This window comes from Phytohabitans flavus, from assembly GCF_011764545.1.
Lineage (GTDB): Bacteria > Actinomycetota > Actinomycetes > Mycobacteriales > Micromonosporaceae > Phytohabitans > Phytohabitans flavus.
Window position 1 is genome coordinate 3,727,456 of the sequence record NZ_AP022870.1, and the last position, 17,034, is coordinate 3,744,489.

The 17,034-nt window shown below is 72.5% G+C and carries 14 protein-coding genes and 1 pseudogene; 11 read left to right on the plus strand and 4 right to left on the minus strand.

Annotated features, from left to right (window positions below; translation table 11 throughout):
• Positions 1-71: 71 nt before the first annotated feature.
• The 6 genes and pseudogenes from Pflav_RS45645 (at position 72) to Pflav_RS16235 (ending at position 7,946) form a co-directional block, all read left to right on the plus strand.
• Positions 72-2,582, plus strand: a complete 2,511-nt coding sequence (locus Pflav_RS45645) for a MalT transcriptional regulator family protein (protein WP_232071481.1) — start codon at positions 72-74, stop codon at positions 2,580-2,582.
• Positions 2,576-3,136: pseudogene (locus Pflav_RS45650) on the plus strand (helix-turn-helix transcriptional regulator); the annotation flags it as partial. The gene Pflav_RS45645 and the pseudogene Pflav_RS45650, both read left to right, overlap by 7 nt.
• Positions 3,137-3,201: 65 nt before the next feature.
• A complete protein-coding gene (locus tag Pflav_RS16220; protein ID WP_173036920.1) occupies positions 3,202-3,888 on the plus strand; it encodes an SDR family NAD(P)-dependent oxidoreductase in 687 nt (228 codons plus the stop codon).
• Positions 3,885-5,603, plus strand: a complete 1,719-nt coding sequence (locus tag Pflav_RS16225; protein ID WP_173036921.1) for an MFS transporter — start codon at positions 3,885-3,887, stop codon at positions 5,601-5,603. The genes Pflav_RS16220 and Pflav_RS16225 overlap by 4 nt, the downstream gene beginning before the upstream one ends.
• A 35-nt stretch (positions 5,604-5,638) precedes the next feature.
• A complete protein-coding gene (locus tag Pflav_RS16230) occupies positions 5,639-6,190 on the plus strand; it encodes a DsbA family protein (RefSeq protein ID WP_173036922.1) in 552 nt (183 codons plus the stop codon).
• A 40-nt stretch (positions 6,191-6,230) separates the two neighbouring features.
• Entirely contained in the window at positions 6,231-7,946 is a 1,716-nt protein-coding gene (locus Pflav_RS16235) for an IlvD/Edd family dehydratase (protein ID WP_173036923.1), read from the plus strand.
• Between the two features lie 569 nt (positions 7,947-8,515).
• Here the strand turns inward: Pflav_RS16235 and Pflav_RS16240 are convergent.
• The gene (locus tag Pflav_RS16240) at positions 8,516-9,769 is read right to left on the minus strand and encodes an HNH endonuclease signature motif containing protein (protein ID WP_332107760.1); all 1,254 of its coding nucleotides are present in this window, start codon (positions 9,767-9,769) and stop codon (positions 8,516-8,518) included.
• 864 nt (positions 9,770-10,633) lie between these two features.
• Positions 10,634-11,626: an acetylxylan esterase gene (locus tag Pflav_RS16245; protein WP_173036924.1), complete on the minus strand. Its 993-nt coding sequence runs from the start codon at positions 11,624-11,626 to the stop codon at positions 10,634-10,636.
• A gap of 55 nt (positions 11,627-11,681) precedes the next feature.
• Between Pflav_RS16245 and Pflav_RS16250 the strand changes: the two genes are divergently transcribed.
• From Pflav_RS16250 to Pflav_RS16260, 3 genes are read left to right on the plus strand one after another with little or no spacing between them, the layout of a single operon-like run.
• Positions 11,682-12,500, plus strand: a complete 819-nt coding sequence (locus Pflav_RS16250) for a helix-turn-helix domain-containing protein (RefSeq protein ID WP_173036925.1) — start codon at positions 11,682-11,684, stop codon at positions 12,498-12,500.
• Positions 12,501-12,507: 7 nt separating this feature from the next.
• Positions 12,508-12,924, plus strand: coding sequence for a VOC family protein (locus tag Pflav_RS16255; RefSeq protein ID WP_173036926.1), 417 nt, complete (start codon positions 12,508-12,510; stop codon positions 12,922-12,924).
• Between the two features lie 5 nt (positions 12,925-12,929).
• A complete protein-coding gene (locus Pflav_RS16260; RefSeq protein ID WP_173036927.1) occupies positions 12,930-13,373 on the plus strand; it encodes a VOC family protein in 444 nt (147 codons plus the stop codon).
• Here Pflav_RS16260 and Pflav_RS16265 read toward each other — a convergent pair.
• Positions 13,309-14,001, minus strand: coding sequence for an alpha/beta fold hydrolase (locus Pflav_RS16265; RefSeq protein ID WP_173036928.1), 693 nt, complete (start codon positions 13,999-14,001; stop codon positions 13,309-13,311). The genes Pflav_RS16260 and Pflav_RS16265 overlap by 65 nt on opposite strands.
• 66 nt (positions 14,002-14,067) lie before the next feature.
• On the opposite strand from Pflav_RS16265, the gene Pflav_RS16270 reads away from it, so the two are divergent.
• Positions 14,068-14,547, plus strand: coding sequence for a peroxiredoxin (locus Pflav_RS16270; protein WP_269474511.1), 480 nt, complete (start codon positions 14,068-14,070; stop codon positions 14,545-14,547).
• 151 nt (positions 14,548-14,698) lie between these two features.
• On the opposite strand, the gene Pflav_RS16275 is transcribed toward Pflav_RS16270, so the two are convergent.
• Positions 14,699-14,842, minus strand: coding sequence for a hypothetical protein (locus Pflav_RS16275; protein ID WP_197938582.1), 144 nt, complete (start codon positions 14,840-14,842; stop codon positions 14,699-14,701).
• Positions 14,843-14,963: 121 nt separating this feature from the next.
• Between Pflav_RS16275 and Pflav_RS16280 the strand changes: the two genes are divergently transcribed.
• Positions 14,964-17,027 (plus strand): alpha-galactosidase, encoded by a 2,064-nt coding sequence (locus tag Pflav_RS16280; protein WP_173036929.1) that lies wholly within the window; start codon positions 14,964-14,966, stop codon positions 17,025-17,027.
• Positions 17,028-17,034: the final 7 nt, after the last annotated feature.

Below are 17,034 nucleotides of genomic sequence, written 5' to 3' on the forward strand. Positions count from 1 at the left end.
GGCGGACAAAAACCATAAGCCGGCCCTGGTACGTGAAACGCTCCCCTAGCGTCATCACGGGGGTGCGACGGATGCATGAATGGCACGTCGAGACCGAGCAGCACGCCATCCCCCTGTTGGCGTCGAAGCTCTCGGTCCCACCACCGCCGGAGGTTCCACTCGCTCGCCCGCGCCTGACCCGGTTGCTCGACGCCGGGGCGCGCGGGCCGGTGACCCTGGTGGCCGCACCGGCGGGGTGGGGAAAGACAGTACTGATGGGCGCGTGGGCGCGGGCACTACCGGACCAACCGGTGGCCTGGTACACGGTCGAAGCGGGGGACGGCCCCAGGTTCTGGGCGTACGTCGGCGCGGCGCTGGCCAAACGCGGCGTCGCCGTTTCGGAGGACGCCGACCTGGAACGGCTCGCCTCGGCGGTCGCCCGGCTGGAGCGGCCCGTGGCGCTGCTGCTGGACGACCTGCACCTGGCGGTCGACCAGACGGTGGCGGACGGGCTGGACTTCCTGGTCCGGCACTCGGACCGCCGCCTGCACCTGGTCGCCGCCGCGCGCACCGAGCCGCCGCTCGGCCTGCACCGGTGGCGGCTGGAAGGCGGGCTGACCGAGCTGGCCGCACACGACCTGGCATTCACCCGCGACGAGACGGCCGAGCTGCTCGCCGGCCACCGCGTACCGGCGAGCGCGCGGCGGGTCGACGACCTGCACCTGCGTACCGAGGGGTGGCCAGCGGGGCTGCGCTTCGCGGCCCGCTCGCTGTACGCGCACCCGGACCCGGACCGCTTCATCGCCGGGTACGGCGGGGAGCACCCGAGCGTCGCCGGCTACCTGGTCGACGAGGTGCTCTCCGGGCAGCCGGCCGAGGCGAAGGACGTGCTGCTGCGCACGTCGATCGCCGAGCCGGTAAGCGGTGAGCTGGCGGACGCGCTGACCGGGCGGGAGGACGCCGCCCGGGTGCTGGCCGAGCTGGAGCGCACCAACGGCTTCGTGGTACCGCTGAAGAGCCGGCCGGGCGCCTACCGGTACCACCGGATGTTCGGCGAGCTGCTCCGCGCCGAGCTGCGCCGCCGCTCGCCCGACCAGGTCACCGACCTGCACCGGCGGGCCGCCGCGTGGCACGCGGACCGGCACATGCCACCGGACGCGCTGCGGCACGCGCTCGCCGGGCGCGACTGGACCCGGGCGACCGAGCTGCTGGTGCTGCACTGGCCGGAGCTGATCCCGTACGGCCCGGAGAGCGACCAGCTGCCCGCGCCGCCGATCCCGCCGCCACCGGCGAGCGCGCTGCGGGCCGACCCGGCGCTCGCGCTCGCGTACGCGGCCGCCTTCCTGGACGCGCAGGACCGCACGTCGGCGACCGCGTTCCTGCGGCTGGCGCAGCGGCACCGCGACCGGATGCCGCAGGGGCAGCGGGCCCGGTACGCCCTCGTCGCGGCCGCGCTGCGGCTCGCCGAGGCACAGCTCTACGGAGACCAGGCGGCCGTACTGCCGGCCGCCCGGCAGCTCCTCGATCTCTCCGCGACGGCGGGGATCGGCGCGGCGGCGGCCCGGCCGGTTGCCGCGTCGGCGGGCGGCACGGGGCCGGGGTACGTAACGGGGGCCCCGGCACCGTGCCCGCCTCGCCGCTCGGCCGCAACACCGGCCCGGCGGCGACGGCGGCGGCCGGCGTGCGCAACGCCACCCCGGTCACGCCCGGTGCGGGCCCGGCGGGCACCGCGTCCCTGGCCCGGAACATCGGCCCCACCATCCAGCCCAACGGCCAGAACGGCGGCCCGCACGGCACGCCCGGCACTTCGACGCTGCCCCGCAACATCGGTCCCGGTGCCAACACGCCAGGGAGCCCGGGTACGGGCAACGGGCACGGTGAGCTGTCACCCTTCGGGCGGGCCGGCGACGGTGCGGCGGGGGCCGGCGAGCGCGCGTTCCGGGCGGCCGACCCGGCCACGCGGGCGGTGGCCCTCGCGGCGGTCGGCGTGGCCGAGATGGAGACCGGTGACCTGGTGGCGGCCGGGTACGCGCTCGCCGCCGGCCTGGCCGAGGCACGCGCCGCCGGGCTCACCCGGCCCGCGTCGGCCTGCGCTGGGCGGCTCGCGGTGGTCCACGCCGTGCGGGGCGAACTGCGGGAGGCCGGCGAGGCCGCGCGCGCGTACCCGGGAGGATCTCCGGCGGATCGCGCGCACGCGCACCTGGCGCTCGCCCTGGTGGCGCTGCACCGCGACGAGCTCGCGGAAACCGCCGCGCACCTGGACCGTGCGGCGCCGCCGGCCCCGGCGGACGGTGGCGTACCCGTGCCGGACCGTGCCGGCGCCGCGTTCCCGGCGCTTGTCGCGGTGGCCCACGCCGGCCTGCTGGAGGCGCGCGGCGACCTGGCCGCGGCGCACCGGGCGATCTCCGCCGCCCGCGGCGAACGGGCGCTGCCGCCGATGGTCGAACGCTGGCTGGCGATCGCCGAGGCCGACCTGCACACGGCCCGCGGCGACGCGGCGGGCGCGCGCGTGCTGCTCGGTCCGGTCGCGCGGGAGGCCGGCGGGGCGGGTGCGGGCCGCGAGGACGCGCCGCGCGCGACCGGCGAGGCCGCGGGCGCGGTAGCCCTCGCCCGGGCGCACCTGTGCGCCGGCGACCCGACGGCCGCCCTGCGCGCGCTGCCGCCGTGGGACGACATCGAGGTCAACGTGCCGCTCGCGGTCCGCGTGGACGCCGGCCTGCTCGCGGCGATCGCCGCCCGCCGCGCCGGTGACCACCGCCGGGCCGCGCGGGACCTGGAGGCGGTGCTGGGGATGGCCGGGCCGGAGGGGTTCCGGCGGTCGTTCACGCGGGGCGGTACGGACGCGCGCGACCTGCTCGGCGCCCACCTCGACGCCGGTACCGCGTTCTGGCCGCTGGTCGCCGACCTGGTGGCCGCGATGCCACCGCCGGCCGCCGCCGACCCGCCGGCGTCACCGGAGACCGGCGAGACGCTCACCGAACGGGAGCTGACCGTCCTGCGGTACCTCCAGAGCATGCTGTCCACAGTGGAGATAGCGGGCGAGCTGTCGCTGTCGGTCAACACCGTCAAGACGCACGTGCGCAACATCTACCGCAAGCTGTCGGCGACCCGCCGGCGCGAAGCGGTACGCCGAGGCCGGGAGCTGCGGTTGATCTAGAAACCTGCCCCGGTCACCCCCGCCGCGTGATCCGTGCTCACCCGGGCGAACCCCAAGCTTGCCCGGTGAAGACGTTCGTGGTGATCGGTGGGACGAGCGGGCTGGGGCTCGAGGTTGCCCGGCTCCTGGCACCCGACAACCGGGTCGTCGTCGTGGGCGACCGGGTCGACGAGGTGAAGGACGTCGCCGCCGAGCTCGGCTGTGACGGGATGACCTGCGACGTGTCCAAGTACGACCAGGTCGAGCGCGCGTTCGACGAGATCGCGATGCACGGGGCCGTACACGGGGTGGCGCACTGCGCGGCGATGTGGGTCGGCGGGGCGCTCGACGAACTCGCGCCGGAGAAGATCCACCGCGCGGTGGAGGTGAACGTGCTGGGCCCCACGTACGTGCTGCGCGAGTCGCTGCGCCGCATGCGGGCCCAGGGTTACGGCAACGCGGTGTACGTCGGCGCGATCGCGGTGGACGCCGCGCGCCCGGGCATCCCCGTGTACCGGGCCACCAAGAGCTACGGCAAGAGCCTGGTGGAGTCGCTCGCGCAGGGCACCGGAAACAACGGGGTGAAGCTGATGCAGATACACCCCGGTCCGATGCCCACCCGGCTACAGGAGCGCGTGGGTGACTCGTTCCTCGACACGGTCTACACCCCGCCGGCCGCGGTGGCGCGCGAGATCGTGCGGTTGCTCCTGCTCGCGCCGGAGGACCCGTACGTCTCCGACCTCAGGGTGCTCCAGGCCGACGGTAGGTGGTGAGTACGCAAAGCAGCCAGGCACAGGCGTGGTCGCCGCTGCGGATAGCGGCGTACCGCAACCTGTGGCTGGCGTTGCTCGCCGCCAACATCGGCACGTGGATGCAGACGGTCGGCGCCCAGTGGTTGCTGGTCAAGACCACTGACGCCGACACGCTCGTGGCCGCCGTACAGACGGCCAGCATGCTGCCGATCCTGCTCTTCGCACTGCCCGCCGGTGTGCTCGCGGACGCGTTCGACCGGCGGCACCTGCTGATCTCGGTACAGGGCTTCCTGGCCGTGGTCGGCGTCGTGCTGACGGTGCTGACCGCGATCGGGCACATGGGGCCGGCGCTGCTGCTGACGCTGACGTTCCTCCTCGGTACCGGCCAGGCGCTGACACTGCCCGCGTGGGCCGCGGTGATCCCGCAACTCGTGCCGCGCGAGCAGATCCGGTCCGCGTCCTCTCTCGGCGCGATCAGCGTCAACGTGGCCCGCGCGATCGGCCCGGCCGTCGCCGGTGTCCTCGTCGCGGAGGCCGGGGTCGCGGTCGTCTTCGGCGTGAACGCGTTCACCTTCCTGCTCTTCGCCTTCACCCTGATCCGCTGGAGGCCGGAGAGCGCGAAGCCGACGGAGTCGCCGGAGCGGTTCACCGCCGCGCTGCGAGCGGGCGGCCGGTACGTGCGCTACTCCCCCACGCTCCGCCGCATGCTGCTGCGGATCGTGCTGTTCATCCTGCCCGGCAGCGCGCTGTGGGCGCTGCTGCCGATCGTCGCGAGCAGGCGACTCGGTACCAGCTCGCACGGGTACGGCCTGCTGCTCGCCGCGCTCGGCATCGGCGCGATCGTCGGCGGCATCGCGCTGCCCAAGCTGCGCTCACGGATGTCCGTGAGCAAGCTGCTGGGCCTGGCCGGCCTGATCTTCGGGCTGAGCCTGCTCGACGTGGCCACGCTCGACAGCCTCGCCGCCGTCGCGGTCGCGCTCGCCCCGGCCGGCGCCGCCTGGGTCATCGTCCTGGCCAACCTGAACGCGGAGATCCAGCTCTTCCTGCCCAACTGGGTACGCGCCCGCGGCCTCGCCGTCTACCAGGTGGTGTTCGCCGGTGGGCAGGCCCTGGGAGCGCTCGCCTGGGGCGCCGTGGCGCAGGTGATCGGGCTGGAGCTGACGTTCATTGCCGCCGCCGCGATCATGTTGCTCGACGCCGTCGCACTGGCCATGTGGCCGTTCCCCGACCTGCGCGACGTGGACCGGCAGCCGGCGGTCATCTGGCCGGAGGTGTCGCTCGCGGTCCATCCCGACCCGCAGGCCGGCCCGGTGCTGGTCACCGCCGCGTACAAGGTACGCCCCGAGCGGGAGCGGGAGTTCATGGAGGCGATGCGGCTGGTCCGCGACACGCGCATGCGTACCGGCGCGCTGAGATGGGGCCTGTTCCGGGTGGGCGAGGAGCCGCAACGGTTCGTCGAGGTGTACCGGCTGGCGACCTGGGACGAGCACGTACGGCAGCACGACAACCGGTTCACCGGCGCCGACCGGGAGTCCGAGGAACGCGCCAAGACGATCGCCGACGAGGGCCCGCGGGCCTGGCACCTGCTGCCGGCCGACACTCGTGCGGTGCACGACGCCGCCGCCCCGTCCGAAGGGGCCGACGAGATCGGCCCGCGTCACCAGGACACGGGCGCGAGTGACCGCGGCACGACCGGCCCCGACGTGGGCAACGACACGGTCACCCGGCGGATGTGACGCGCCGTCACCCGGCCGCTGGCGACCATGCCGGCATGGATGATCCTTTCCGCTTGACGATGAGCCGGCTCCGCGGGCCGGTCACCGAGGAGGACCACCTTCTCGGCAGCTCGTACGCCCCGGTCACCCTCGTCGAGTACGGGGACTACCAGTGCCCCGGCTCGGCCGTCGCGCACGGGGTGGTCCGGGAGGTACTTCGCCAGCGCCCCACGAAGGTGGCGTTCGTCTACCGGCACTTCCCGTTGACGGACGTACACCCGTACTCGGAGATCGCCGCCGAGGCCGCGGAGGCCGCCGCCGCGCGCGGCCGCTTCTGGCAGATGCACGACTGGCTCTTCGCCCACCAGGACCAGCTCAAGCCGTTGCAGCTGGCACTCGCCGTCGACCGCCTCGGCCTCGACGTGGAACGCGTGGGCCGCGCGATGGGCGGGCACCACTACCTGGCCCGCATCCGCCGCGACTTCGGCAGCGGCGTACGCAGCGGCGTGGCCGGCACGCCCACGTTCTTCATCAACGGCATCCGGCACGACGCGCCACACTCCCTGGAGGCCCTGCTGTCCGCGGTGGACGACGCCTCCGACACGTAGACGTACGTCGCTGGTCCGGCGCGGCGGTAGGCTCGCCGCTGTGACGGATCTGCGCAGCGCCCAGTGGTACGGCGGTGACGACCGCAACGCGTACATCCATCGAGCGTGGATGCGGCGGGGGCTGCCGGACAGCGCGTTCTCCGGACGGCCGCACATCGCGATCGCCAACACCGCCTCCGACCTCACCCCCTGCAACATGCACCTGAACGACGTCGCGGAGAGCGTCAAGGCGGGCGTGTGGGAGGCCGGCGGCGTCCCGCTCAACCTGCCGGTGGTCTCGATCGGCGAGACACAGGTGCGCCCGACCGCGATGCTGTGGCGCAACCTCGCCGCGATGGCGATCGAGGAGATGCTGCGGGCCAACCCGATCGACGGCGTGGTGCTGCTCGGCGGCTGCGACAAGACGATCCCGGCGCTGCTCATGGCCGCCGCCTCGGTCGACCTGCCGGCGGTCGTGGTGCCCGGCGGGCCGATGCTCACCGGCCACTTCCGCGGTACCCCGCTGGGCTGCGGCACCGACGTGTGGCGGCTCAGCGAGGAGGTGCGGGCCGGGACGCTGTCGCAGGAGGCGTTCATGCGGTCGGAGTCCGCGATGATCCGCAGCCGCGGCCACTGCAACACGATGGGTACCGCCTCGACGATGGCGAGCATGGCCGAGGCGCTCGGCATGACGCTGCCCGGCATCGCCGGCACCCCGGCACCGGACAGCCGGCTGCTCGCGCTCTCCCACGAGACCGGCAAGCTCGCGGTCGAGCTGGTCGCGGCGGGGCGGCGCCCGAGCGACGTCCTGACGAAGGCCTCGTTCCGGAACGCGATCGTCACGCTCGCCGCGATCGGCGGCTCCACCAACGCGGTGGTACACCTGCTCGCGATCGCCGGTCGGGCCGGCGTCGACCTCACGCTGGACGACTTCGACCGCGTCGGCTCCGGCGTACCGCTGCTGGTCGACCTCCAGCCCGCGGGCCGCCACCTGATGGACGACCTCTACCGGGCCGGCGGCCTGCACGCGGTACTCAACGAGGTCAGCGACCTGCTCGACGGCGCGGCCATCACGGTCACCGGCCGCCCGCTCGTCGAGCACCTGGCCGGCGCGGAGATCTGGGACGAGGAGGTCATCCGCCGGCGTGCCAAGCCGCTGCTGGACGACGCCGGCATCGCGGTACTCAAGGGAAACCTCGCCCCCGACGGCGCCGTCATCAAGCCCGCCGCCGCCTCACCCGAGCTGCTGCGGCACCGGGGGCGCGCGGTGGTCTTCGAGAGCGTCGAGGACCTGCACGCCCGCCTCGACTCTCCCGACCTCGACGTGGACGAGACGTCGGTGCTGATCCTGCGCGGCTGCGGCCCCAAGGGCTACCCCGGGATGCCCGAGGTGGGCAACCTGCCGCTGCCGGCCAAGCTGCTCGCCAAGGGCGTCCGCGACATGGTACGCATCAGCGACGCCCGGATGAGCGGCACCGCGTACGGCACGGTGGTGCTGCACGCCGCGCCCGAGGCCGCGGTGGGTGGCCCGCTGGCGCTGGTACGCACCGGCGACCCGATCGTGCTCGACGTCCCGGCCCGCCGCCTGGACATCGACCTGCCGCTGGAGGAGCTCGCCACCCGCCAGCCGTCAGCGGCGAGCGTGGCCGCGTACGCCTCACCGGCCCGAGGCTGGGAGCGCCTGTACGTCGACCACGTCATGCAGGCCGACAAGGGCGCCGACCTGGACTTCCTGACCGGCGCCAGCGGCCCCGACGTCGGCCGCGAATCCCACTGACAAAGACCTTCAGAGCTACCGCGACGCCCGTCGTGGTCCAGACCGCTGCTCCCGCGGCCTCACCCTCCGCGCGTTTGCTCTGCTTCCTTAAAGGAAGCGGCCCGCATCGGCCTCGAGGTTGGCGGGTCGTCATGCGTTCCCTCGGGTGGTTGCTGTTACCCCACTTTCTTGCCTCCGGCGGGAGCGCTCCGGCTTCCGGGATGGGGGGAAGTGCCATCCCGTCGGCCCTCGACCCGACAAGAGCAGAGCAGACCAACGCGCGGGGCGCCAGCGTCTGTGCCGTGCGTTGCGGTCCGTGCGTGGTGGCGCCCCGGGCGTTGGCCCGCTCCAAGAACAAGCGGGTCGAGGGCCGACGGGATGGCACTGTGCGGGCGTGGCCTGCGCCGAATTTTGGACGCTCAGCCGCCCCAACCCGGCGCGCGGAAGCCCTTGGCGCGCGCGATGCACATCTGGTCTGGCGGGTAGGTAACGGGCGAGCGACCACCAGCGAGACCACCGCCGGTGCGCACCCGCGGTGCCGTTCCGGAGGCCGGATGGCTCACCGCCGGATCTCGACGAGTAGCGACCGGTCACGTCCGGTGGTGGTAAGGGTTTCGACGGGGTCGCTGTCGCGGGTCAACGTAGGCGGGTGGGATGAACTCCGGCCTGCCGTCCTCGACACAAAGCCGGACTATCCACTGTCCACGGTGGATGATGCGGTGGTGGTAGCGGCACAGCAGCACGCTGTTTTCCAGGCTGGTGGGTCCGCCGTCGGCCCATGATTGGATGTGGTGGCCGTCGCACCAGCGTGGTGGTCGGTCGCAGCCTGGGAAGGCGCATCCTCGGTCGCGTAGCTCCAGTGCCCGCCGTAGCGATCCGGTGATCAGCCGCCGGGTGCGGCCCAGGTCCAGGACCTGCCCGTCGCCGCCAAGCACGGCCGGGATCAGTTGCGCGTCGCAGGCCATCTGGCGGACCTGGGTGGGGCTGAGCCGCCCACCAGTGTCCAGCATCCCGACGCCGAACTGCTGCTCGAGCAGTTCGAATGGCACGGTGACCATCACGTGTGGCCGCTGCCCGCCGTTGTCCGGCAACCGCTCGGTGCGGGTGGCCAGGTCGCACACCTCGACCAACGCATCCGCCCGCCGCTGGCCAGGGGTGCGCGGCTCGTCGTCGTGGCGGGGCGCGCACAGCGGGTCGAGGGCGGCGTTGACGGTCGCCGCGCCGGCCTCGTCCAGCCAGCCGGTGACCCGGACACGGCCGTCGCCGAGCCGGGTGAGCTGAAACGCCCGCGTCTGCCACGCCCGGGCCTCCTGCCGCCGCAACGCAGCGGCATCACGAGCGTCAGCGATCTCGGGCGCCACATAGGCCAGGATCCGCTCACCAGCCTTACGCAAGATCGCGGGCTCGAACTGCTCGGCCTGACCGACCAGCACCGCCTCGGCCTCATCCACCAGATCAGGGCCGAGGTCGGCGGGAAGATCCCGGACCGCAGTAGCGATAACGGTGGCCTGCTCAGCGTTGACCGCACCCGCGACCAGGGCGGTGTCGAGAGCGGGCCGCTCGTCAACCGCTCTCGCGAGGTCGGCCAGCCGTTTCGCGGCGTGGATGCTGATGCGGTGACGCTCCCGCAACCACACCGCGGTGCTGGAAGCGTGCTGCGCGATCGGCAGGCCGCGACCGTCGATTTCCCGGATCACATGCAACTGGGCTGCGGTAAGCGTTTGCAACGCTTGGTGGATCGTGTCAAGGGAATCGACTAGTTCGTCATCGCTCAGCGTCCAGACCGACGCGGTAGCGCATTTACTCGCTACCTCGTGCAGCTGGTCTAACGCATCGGTGGACACCCGTTAATTGTCTCGCATCAACTCCAAGACCACCAGTTATATTCGTCGATCTAGGGATATTTGAATTTGCAATTTTGCGAGGAGGAGAATTGACCAAGAAGACCTGACACCGGAGACTCCGTGGCCACCCTGGCAGCAACGGAACAGGGTGATCTGGCGACAGGTCGCGGGCGGCGCTGGAGCTGTTGCGGCCCCAGGACCAGACGCCAGGCCGACCACCGAAATGCGAGCAAGGCCGAGCCCCAGAGCCAACCGGGCGCCACCTCACCGTTCGCTGCCAATTCAGCGCAGCAGAGACGACGGCCGGTCGCCGCCCCGCATAGGGAGCAAAGCAAAGGCTTCCACGACATCACCCGGACAAGCCCCGAGACCTAACCCCGAAAGGTCGACCTCATGCCGCCCTGGCGGCAGAGAGTCGACTATAGAGCTTCCGGAGTCGGGGTCATTGAGTCCGTCCGCAGTCTCTTCTACGGATCTGCTTCGCGTCGGGATTCGAGCCGCCGCGATGTCCGTCGCCGTGTCGCGAGAGGTGGCTTTGTGAGGACTTGTGGTTGCCCTGGCAGCAACAAGTCATCACAAAGCCCGACGAGTCAGTCCCGCTGCGATCGTTCGCCCAGAATCCGCGGCGCCGTCGGCGTGTCGTGTAGGTATCGGGCGAACGATCATCAGCGAGACCACCACCGGCAGCGACGCCAGGCGCGCACCCAGCATCCACCCTTAATGCCATCCCGGAGGCCGGAGATCCCCGCCGGAGGCAAAGGGGTAACCGCCACCAGGCGCGGAGGGTGAGGCCGCGGGAGCAGCGGTCCGGACCACCGCGGGCATCGCGGTAGCTCAAATCTCCATTATGGATAGACGTCGGGGTCAGGGCTTGAGTAGGTCGTGCAGGAAGGTGATCTGCTCGGCCTTCTGGGCGTTCTGGCCGCCCTCGTGCGCGTTGTACGACCAGACGCGGATGTCCTTCTGGCCGGCCCAGTGGTTGTAGGCCGCGTACACAGTGGATGGTGGGCAGATGTCGTCCATCAGCCCCACCGAGAATAGGGCCGGGGCGGTGCCGTGCGCGGCGAAGTTGACGCCGTCGAAGTACCGCAGCGTGTCGAACACCTGCTCCACCTGGTCGCGGTGGCTCTTGCAGTACGTGGTGAGCTCGTAGTACGGCGACTTGTCGGTGATCTCGGTGGCCCGCCGGTAGTGGCACAGGAACGGTACGTCGGGCAGCACCGCGGCCAGCCCGTCGACCAGGCCGCCCACCGCCAGCGCGATGCCGCCGCCCTGGCTGATGCCGGCCGCCACGACGCGGGTGGGGTCGACCAGCGGGTGCTCGCGGGCGGTCTCCACGGCGCGCACCGCGTCGGTGAAGAGGCGGCGGTAGTAGTACTGCTCCGGGTCGAGGATGCCGCGGGTCAGGAAGCCGGGCGTGTGCGGACCGCCGGACTCCGCCGGGTCCGGGGTGTCGCCGGGCAGCCAGCCGCCGCTGCCCTGGCCGCGGGTGTCCATGACCAGGTGGGCGTAACCGGCCGCGCTCCAGACCAGCCAGTCGAGCGGGCGGCCGCGGCCACCGCCGTACCCGATGAACTCGACCACGCAGGGCAACGGGCCGGCGGCGCCGCGCGGCGCGAGGAACCAGGCCTTGATCGGGTGTCCGCCGAAGCCGCTGAACGTCACGTCGTAGACGTCCACAGTGGACAGTCCACTGTCGAGCGGGGTGAACGTGGCCGGCGTGGCGGCGGCGCGGGCCGCGTCGAGCGTGGTCGTCCAGAACGCGCGGAAGTCGGCGGGCTCGCTCCGCTCGGGCTGGTAGGCGCGCAGCTTGTCAAGGGGCAGGTCGACGAACACCGGGCGCTCCTTCTTGATCATCCGTGGGGTGGTCTCACCCTAACCGTGGGTACCCGCTCCTCGATAGGGTCGAGGAATGCGGCCGCATTCGCCGGCGCTGGCGCCCTTCATCTCCTCGATCGGCTACCTCGAGGGGCGGTTTCCGCACGGCCGCGAGCGTGTGCTGCCCACCGGCACCGTGCAGCTGCTCGTCAACCTCGACCGCGACGCGCTGCACTCCGCGCCGGACGGGCTGCCGCCGATCCGCACGGGCGGGGCGGCGTTGCAGGGGCCGAGCGCGCGTTCCGCCGTGGTGGACACCGCCGACCAGCGCGCCATCCTGTGGGTCGCGTTCCGGCCGGGTGGGGCGGGGCCGTTCTTCCCGGGGCTGGCGGAGGCGTGCGACCGGCTCGTACCCCTCGATGCGGTGTGGGGCCGGCGCGGGCCGGCGCTGCGCGACAGGTTGCTGGCCTGCGGTTCCGCGGCTGAGATGCGGGCGGTGGTGGAGGCCGCGCTGCTCGCGGCGGCCGAGCCGCCGCGCCCGGACCCGGCGCTCGCCGCGGCGGTGGCCGCACTCCACGGCGGCGCGTCGGTCGCGGAGGCCGCCGACCGGCTGGGCTGGACCACGAAGCGGCTCGTGCGCCTGTTCAGCGCCCAGGTGGGTCTGGCTCCCAAGCGATTTGCCCGGGTACGTCGCTTCCAGCGCCTCCTGTCCGCCGCCACAACCCGCCTCGCGGGTACGGGCGGCGACTGGGCGCGGCTGGCGGCCGAGTGCGGCTACCACGACCAGGCGCACATGATCCACGACTTCCGCTCGTACGCCGGGCAGAGCCCCAGCGAGTACGAGCCCCGGTCGGTGGAAGAGCGCAACCATGTCCCGTTCTTACAAGGCGAGGGTCCGGCGCCGGCGGCATGATCGGGACATGACCCACATGTACCCCCGCCTGGTGGTGAAAGGCGCCGCGCAGGCGATCGACTTCTACGCCAAAGCGTTCGGCGCCAAGGAAATCAGCCGCTACACCGACGAGAGCACCGGCCGCATCCACCACGCCGAACTGGAGCTGGCCGGTACCACGTTCGCGGTCAAGGACGAGGGCGACGGCGACCCGGCCCCGCCCACGCTCGGCGGCTCCCCGGTGGTGATGGCGCTGTACGTGGACGACGCGGACGCGGTCGGCCAGCGGATGGAGGAGAACGGCGCCACCGTGGTCTTCCCCATCAAGGACCAGCCGTACGGCGATCGGGGCGGCCGCCTCGCCGACCCCTTCGGCCACCTTTGGATGATCGCCCAACCCCTCGGGCGTATCGCCCCCGCAGACGCTGGACCGCTAGTAATGTGACAGCGGTGACGCGACCCGTCATCTCGGTCATGCTCGCGGTGCCGGACGCGGCGGCCGCCAAGGAGTGGTACAACGTGGCGCTCGGCGCCACGGTGATGTGGGATCTCGGCTCGGTGGTCGGTCTCGACGTGGCCGGCGCGCCATTCTTCCTCGGCGAGCCGGCGGACAACGGCTGGGACACACCGGCCACGGCCGGCACGCGCACGGTGCGGGTCGAGGTGTTCGTCGACGACCCGGACGAGTTTGTGCGGCGGGCGGTCGAGGCCGGCGCGGACGGCACTCGCGACCCGGTCCGCGACCACGAGGCGCCGTGGGGCAAGCACCGGCAGGGTGGGTTCGTCGACCCGTACGGCCACCTGTGGCTGGTCGGCGACCGCTCCCCGATCAGGCGAGAGCCGCGTCCGTACGGTAGCGGTCCAGCCACGCTGCCAGCTCCGCCGGCTGGCTGAGCGCCACGAGGTGCCCGCCGGGCATCACGTCGATCTCGATGCCGAGGCGCTCACGGGCCTGCCGGCGCTGAAACTCCAGCGGGAAAAACCGGTCATCGCGCCCTTGCAGGAAGCGGGTGGGCACGTCCGGCCAGGCGTCCAGCGGCCACGGCAGCTCGAACGGGGTACCCGACTGCGGTGGCTCCTCGCGCGCGAACACCGCCGCCGTCACCTCCGGCGGCACGTCGTGGAAGAACGACGCCTCCAGGTCGAACTCGGTCGAACGCCCCTCCCGCGCCGCCAGCTCCGCGGCGGCCGCGGCCTGCCCGGTGTTCTCCCACCACGCACCGGCGGACTCGCCCGGCCGAGGGACCATCGCGTTGACCATGACCAGCAGCTCCACGGGCACGCGGGCGGCGACCAGCGGTGCGCTGAACCCACCCATCGACTGGGCGACGAGCACCAGCCCGGTGCGGTCACCGATCGCGTCGACGATCACGTCCGCGTACTCCGTCAACCCCGCCGAGTCGTCCCCCGCCGGCAGGTCGACCGCGACGACGTCGTGGCCACGCTCGCGCAGCAGCGGCTCGACGCGATGCCAGTAGAAGGCGGAGCCACCCGCCCCCGGGATGAGCACGTACGTCGTCATGCTCCCAATCTAGAGATCGACGGACGGGCGTGATCGGTCGGGTCGGGGGCGGCGTAGCCTTGCCGCATGGCTTCTGGTGTGGACAAGGGGGACCTGGTCCCGGACTTCGATCTGCCCGACCAGACCGGCACGTCGCGGCGGCTCAGTGAGCTGCTACTCGGCGGGCCGGTCGTCCTGTTCTTCTACCCGGCCGCGCTCAGCCGCGGCTGCACCGCGGAGAGCTGCCACTTCCGGGACCTCGCCCGGGAGTTCAAGGCCGTGGGCGCGCAGCGGGTGGGGATCAGCCGGGACAGCGTGGAGCGGCAGCGGGAGTTCGCCGAAAAGAACAACTTCGACTACCCACTGCTGTCGGACGCCGACGGCGAGGTGGCCGAGGCGCTCGGCGTAAAGCGGAAGCTGCCGCTCGGCCCGATGAGCATGCGGCGGATGACGTTCGTCATCGGCACCGACCGGCGCGTGATCGCCGTCATCCACAGCGAGATGAGCATGGAGCAGCACGCCGACCGCGCTTTGGAGGCGCTCCGCAACCGCGGCGTCCGCAGCTAGAGGATCACATTCCAGATCTGGGCTACCGCGACGTCCGCGGTGGTCCAGACCGCTGCTCCCGCGGCCTCACCCTCCGCGCTTCACAACCGCCGGCACGGCCGGCCGCGCTAGGTGGCGGTGGCGTGGACGAGGTCGACCGAGGCGCGCAGCTCTACCACTCGGCGAACGAGCCGTCGTCCTGCCGCCACACCGGGTTGCGCCACGCGTGGCCGGTACGGTCGGCGCGACGTACCGCCTCCTCGTCCACGTCGATGCCCAGCCCGGGTGCCTCCAGCCGCGCGATGTGTCCGTCCACTATGCGCAGTGGTGCCGGGTCGACGAGGTAGTCGAGCAGCTCGGTACCGCCGTTGTGCCCCGCACCATCCGATGTGGAACGATCTGGACCTCCAGCGCCGGCTCAACGAAGGGTTCGTGAAGTGAGTCGTGAGTGGACGCTCCGCGGAGCCACCACCGAGTACACCGTCGGGCTGCCGGAGCACGGCGGCTGGCTGGAGCTGCGCGCGTGGGGGCCGCACGGGGTCAGCGACGGCCCCTCTCCCCTGGGCTACGTGGGCCGGCCGCAGTACATGACCCCGGGTGACGTGGCCGCCGTCGAGTACGCGCCGGACGGGGTCCGCCCGTTCGCCGGCCCGGACCTCGTGGTGCGGCCGGCGCGGGCGCTGTCCTGGTCGTTCGAGGACGCCGCGCAGGAGGGTGACTCGCTCCGGGTCGACTTCGCCGACGCCGGCTCCGGGCTGCGAGCGGCCCTGCACTACCGGCTGGCCGCCGACTCGGACGTGGTGGAGCGGTGGGTCGAGCTGACCAACGCCGGTGACTCTCCCCTCCAGCTGGTGGAGCTGGGGTCGGCCGGCTTCTCCGTACCCACCCCGCACGGCGCCCGCCTCACGTACCTCAGTGGACAGTGGGCGCAGGAGTTCACGCCGGCGACCACCGAGCTGCGGCGGGGACGGTTCGAGATCGGCAGCACGCTGGGCGTGACCGGGCACCAGTTCTCGCCGTACCTGGCCGTGCGGGACGCCCGGGATACCGGCCCGACCTGGGGCGTGGCGTTGGCCTGGACCGGTTCGTGGCGGATCGTCGCCGAGCGGGACGCCGCCGGCCTCACCCGCATCCGCGCCGGTCGCGTCGCGGTCGAGGGGCCGCTGGCGCTCGCGCCCGGTGCCACGCTCGTCACGCCGGTGGCCGCCGGGGCGTACAGCGCCGAAGGGGTCGACGGGCTGGCCCGGGTCTGGCACGCGTACGAGCGCGGCCTCGCCGGCGACCGCCTCACCCGTACCCGCAAGGTCATCTACAACTCGTGGGAGGCCACGTACTTCGACGTCACCGCCGCCGGGCAGCTCGCGCTCGCCGAGGTGGCGGCGGAGATCGGCGTGGAGACGTTCGTGGTGGACGACGGCTGGTTCGTCGGGCGCGGCGACGACACCGCCGGCCTCGGCGACTGGACGCCGGACCCGGCGAAGTTTCCGGACGGGTTCGACACGTTCGTCGACCGGGTGCGCAAGCTGGGCCTGGAGTTCGGGCTCTGGGTCGAGCCGGAGATGGTCAACCCGCGCTCGGCGCTCTACGAGGCCCACCCCGACTGGGTGTACCAGGTGGACGGCCGCCCCCGCACCACCATCCGCAACCAGTACCTGCTGGACCTGGGTCGGCCGGAAGTGGAGGAGTTCGTGCACTCCACGCTGGACGGGCTGCTGCGCGGGTACGACATCACGTACCTCAAGTGGGACTTCAACCGCCCGCGGACCGAGCCGGGCCGCATGGGCGTACCCCTGGAGGACCCGGACCTCGACGGCGCGCACGTGGCCGCGCTGTACCGGATCCTGGAGGCGCTGCGCCGCGACCATCCACATGTGACGGTCGAGGGTTGCGCGGCCGGCGGCGCCCGGGTCGACCTGGCGATGGCGTCCAGAGTGGACGTGGTCTGGCCGAGCGACAACACCGCGCCGATCGACCGGCTGCGGATCCAGGACGGCTACCTGCGCGCCCACGCGCCGCACCTGATGAGCTCCTGGGTGACCGACGCGACCGGGCTCTTCGACACGCGGCCCCGCTCGCTCGCCTTCCGGTTTGTGCTGGCCAGCGCCGGCGTGCTCGGCATCGGCGCGGACATTCGGCGGTGGAGCGCGGCCGAGCGCACCGAGGCGGCCCGGTGGGTGGCGCGGTACAAGCAGGTCCGCGACGTCGTCACCCAGGGCGAGGTGCACCGGATCGGCGGCCCGGACGAGGAACGCTGCGCGGTGCAGTACACACTGGACGGTCGCGTGGTCGTGCTCGCCTGGAACCCCGGCCCCCTAGACGGCCTAGGCACCGTCCCCGCGAGGCCCGTCCGCCTCAAGCTGCGCGCCCTAGACCCGGCGACCCGCTACGCAGCGGCCGGCGCGCTGTACTCCGGCGCCCACCTGATGTCGGCAGGCCTCCCAGTCCACTGGACGGCGGACCACGACGCCGACCTGATCGAGGTGACCCAAACCAGCAGTTGATCAGGGA

Bases quoted from the DNA above. Each gene is read 5' to 3' on its own strand.
- Pflav_RS45645 (WP_232071481.1), top strand. From the start codon at position 72: ATGCATGAATGGCACGTCGAGACCGAGCAGCACGCCATCCCCCTGTTG.
- Pflav_RS16230 (WP_173036922.1), top strand. From the start codon at position 5,639: ATGGATGATCCTTTCCGCTTGACGATGAGCCGGCTCCGCGGGCCGGTC.
- Pflav_RS16245 (WP_173036924.1), bottom strand. From the start codon at position 11,626: ATGATCAAGAAGGAGCGCCCGGTGTTCGTCGACCTGCCCCTTGACAAG.
- Pflav_RS16250 (WP_173036925.1), top strand. From the start codon at position 11,682: ATGCGGCCGCATTCGCCGGCGCTGGCGCCCTTCATCTCCTCGATCGGC.
- Pflav_RS16255 (WP_173036926.1), top strand. From the start codon at position 12,508: ATGACCCACATGTACCCCCGCCTGGTGGTGAAAGGCGCCGCGCAGGCG.
- Pflav_RS16265 (WP_173036928.1), bottom strand. From the start codon at position 14,001: ATGACGACGTACGTGCTCATCCCGGGGGCGGGTGGCTCCGCCTTCTAC.
- Pflav_RS16270 (WP_269474511.1), top strand. From the start codon at position 14,068: ATGGCTTCTGGTGTGGACAAGGGGGACCTGGTCCCGGACTTCGATCTG.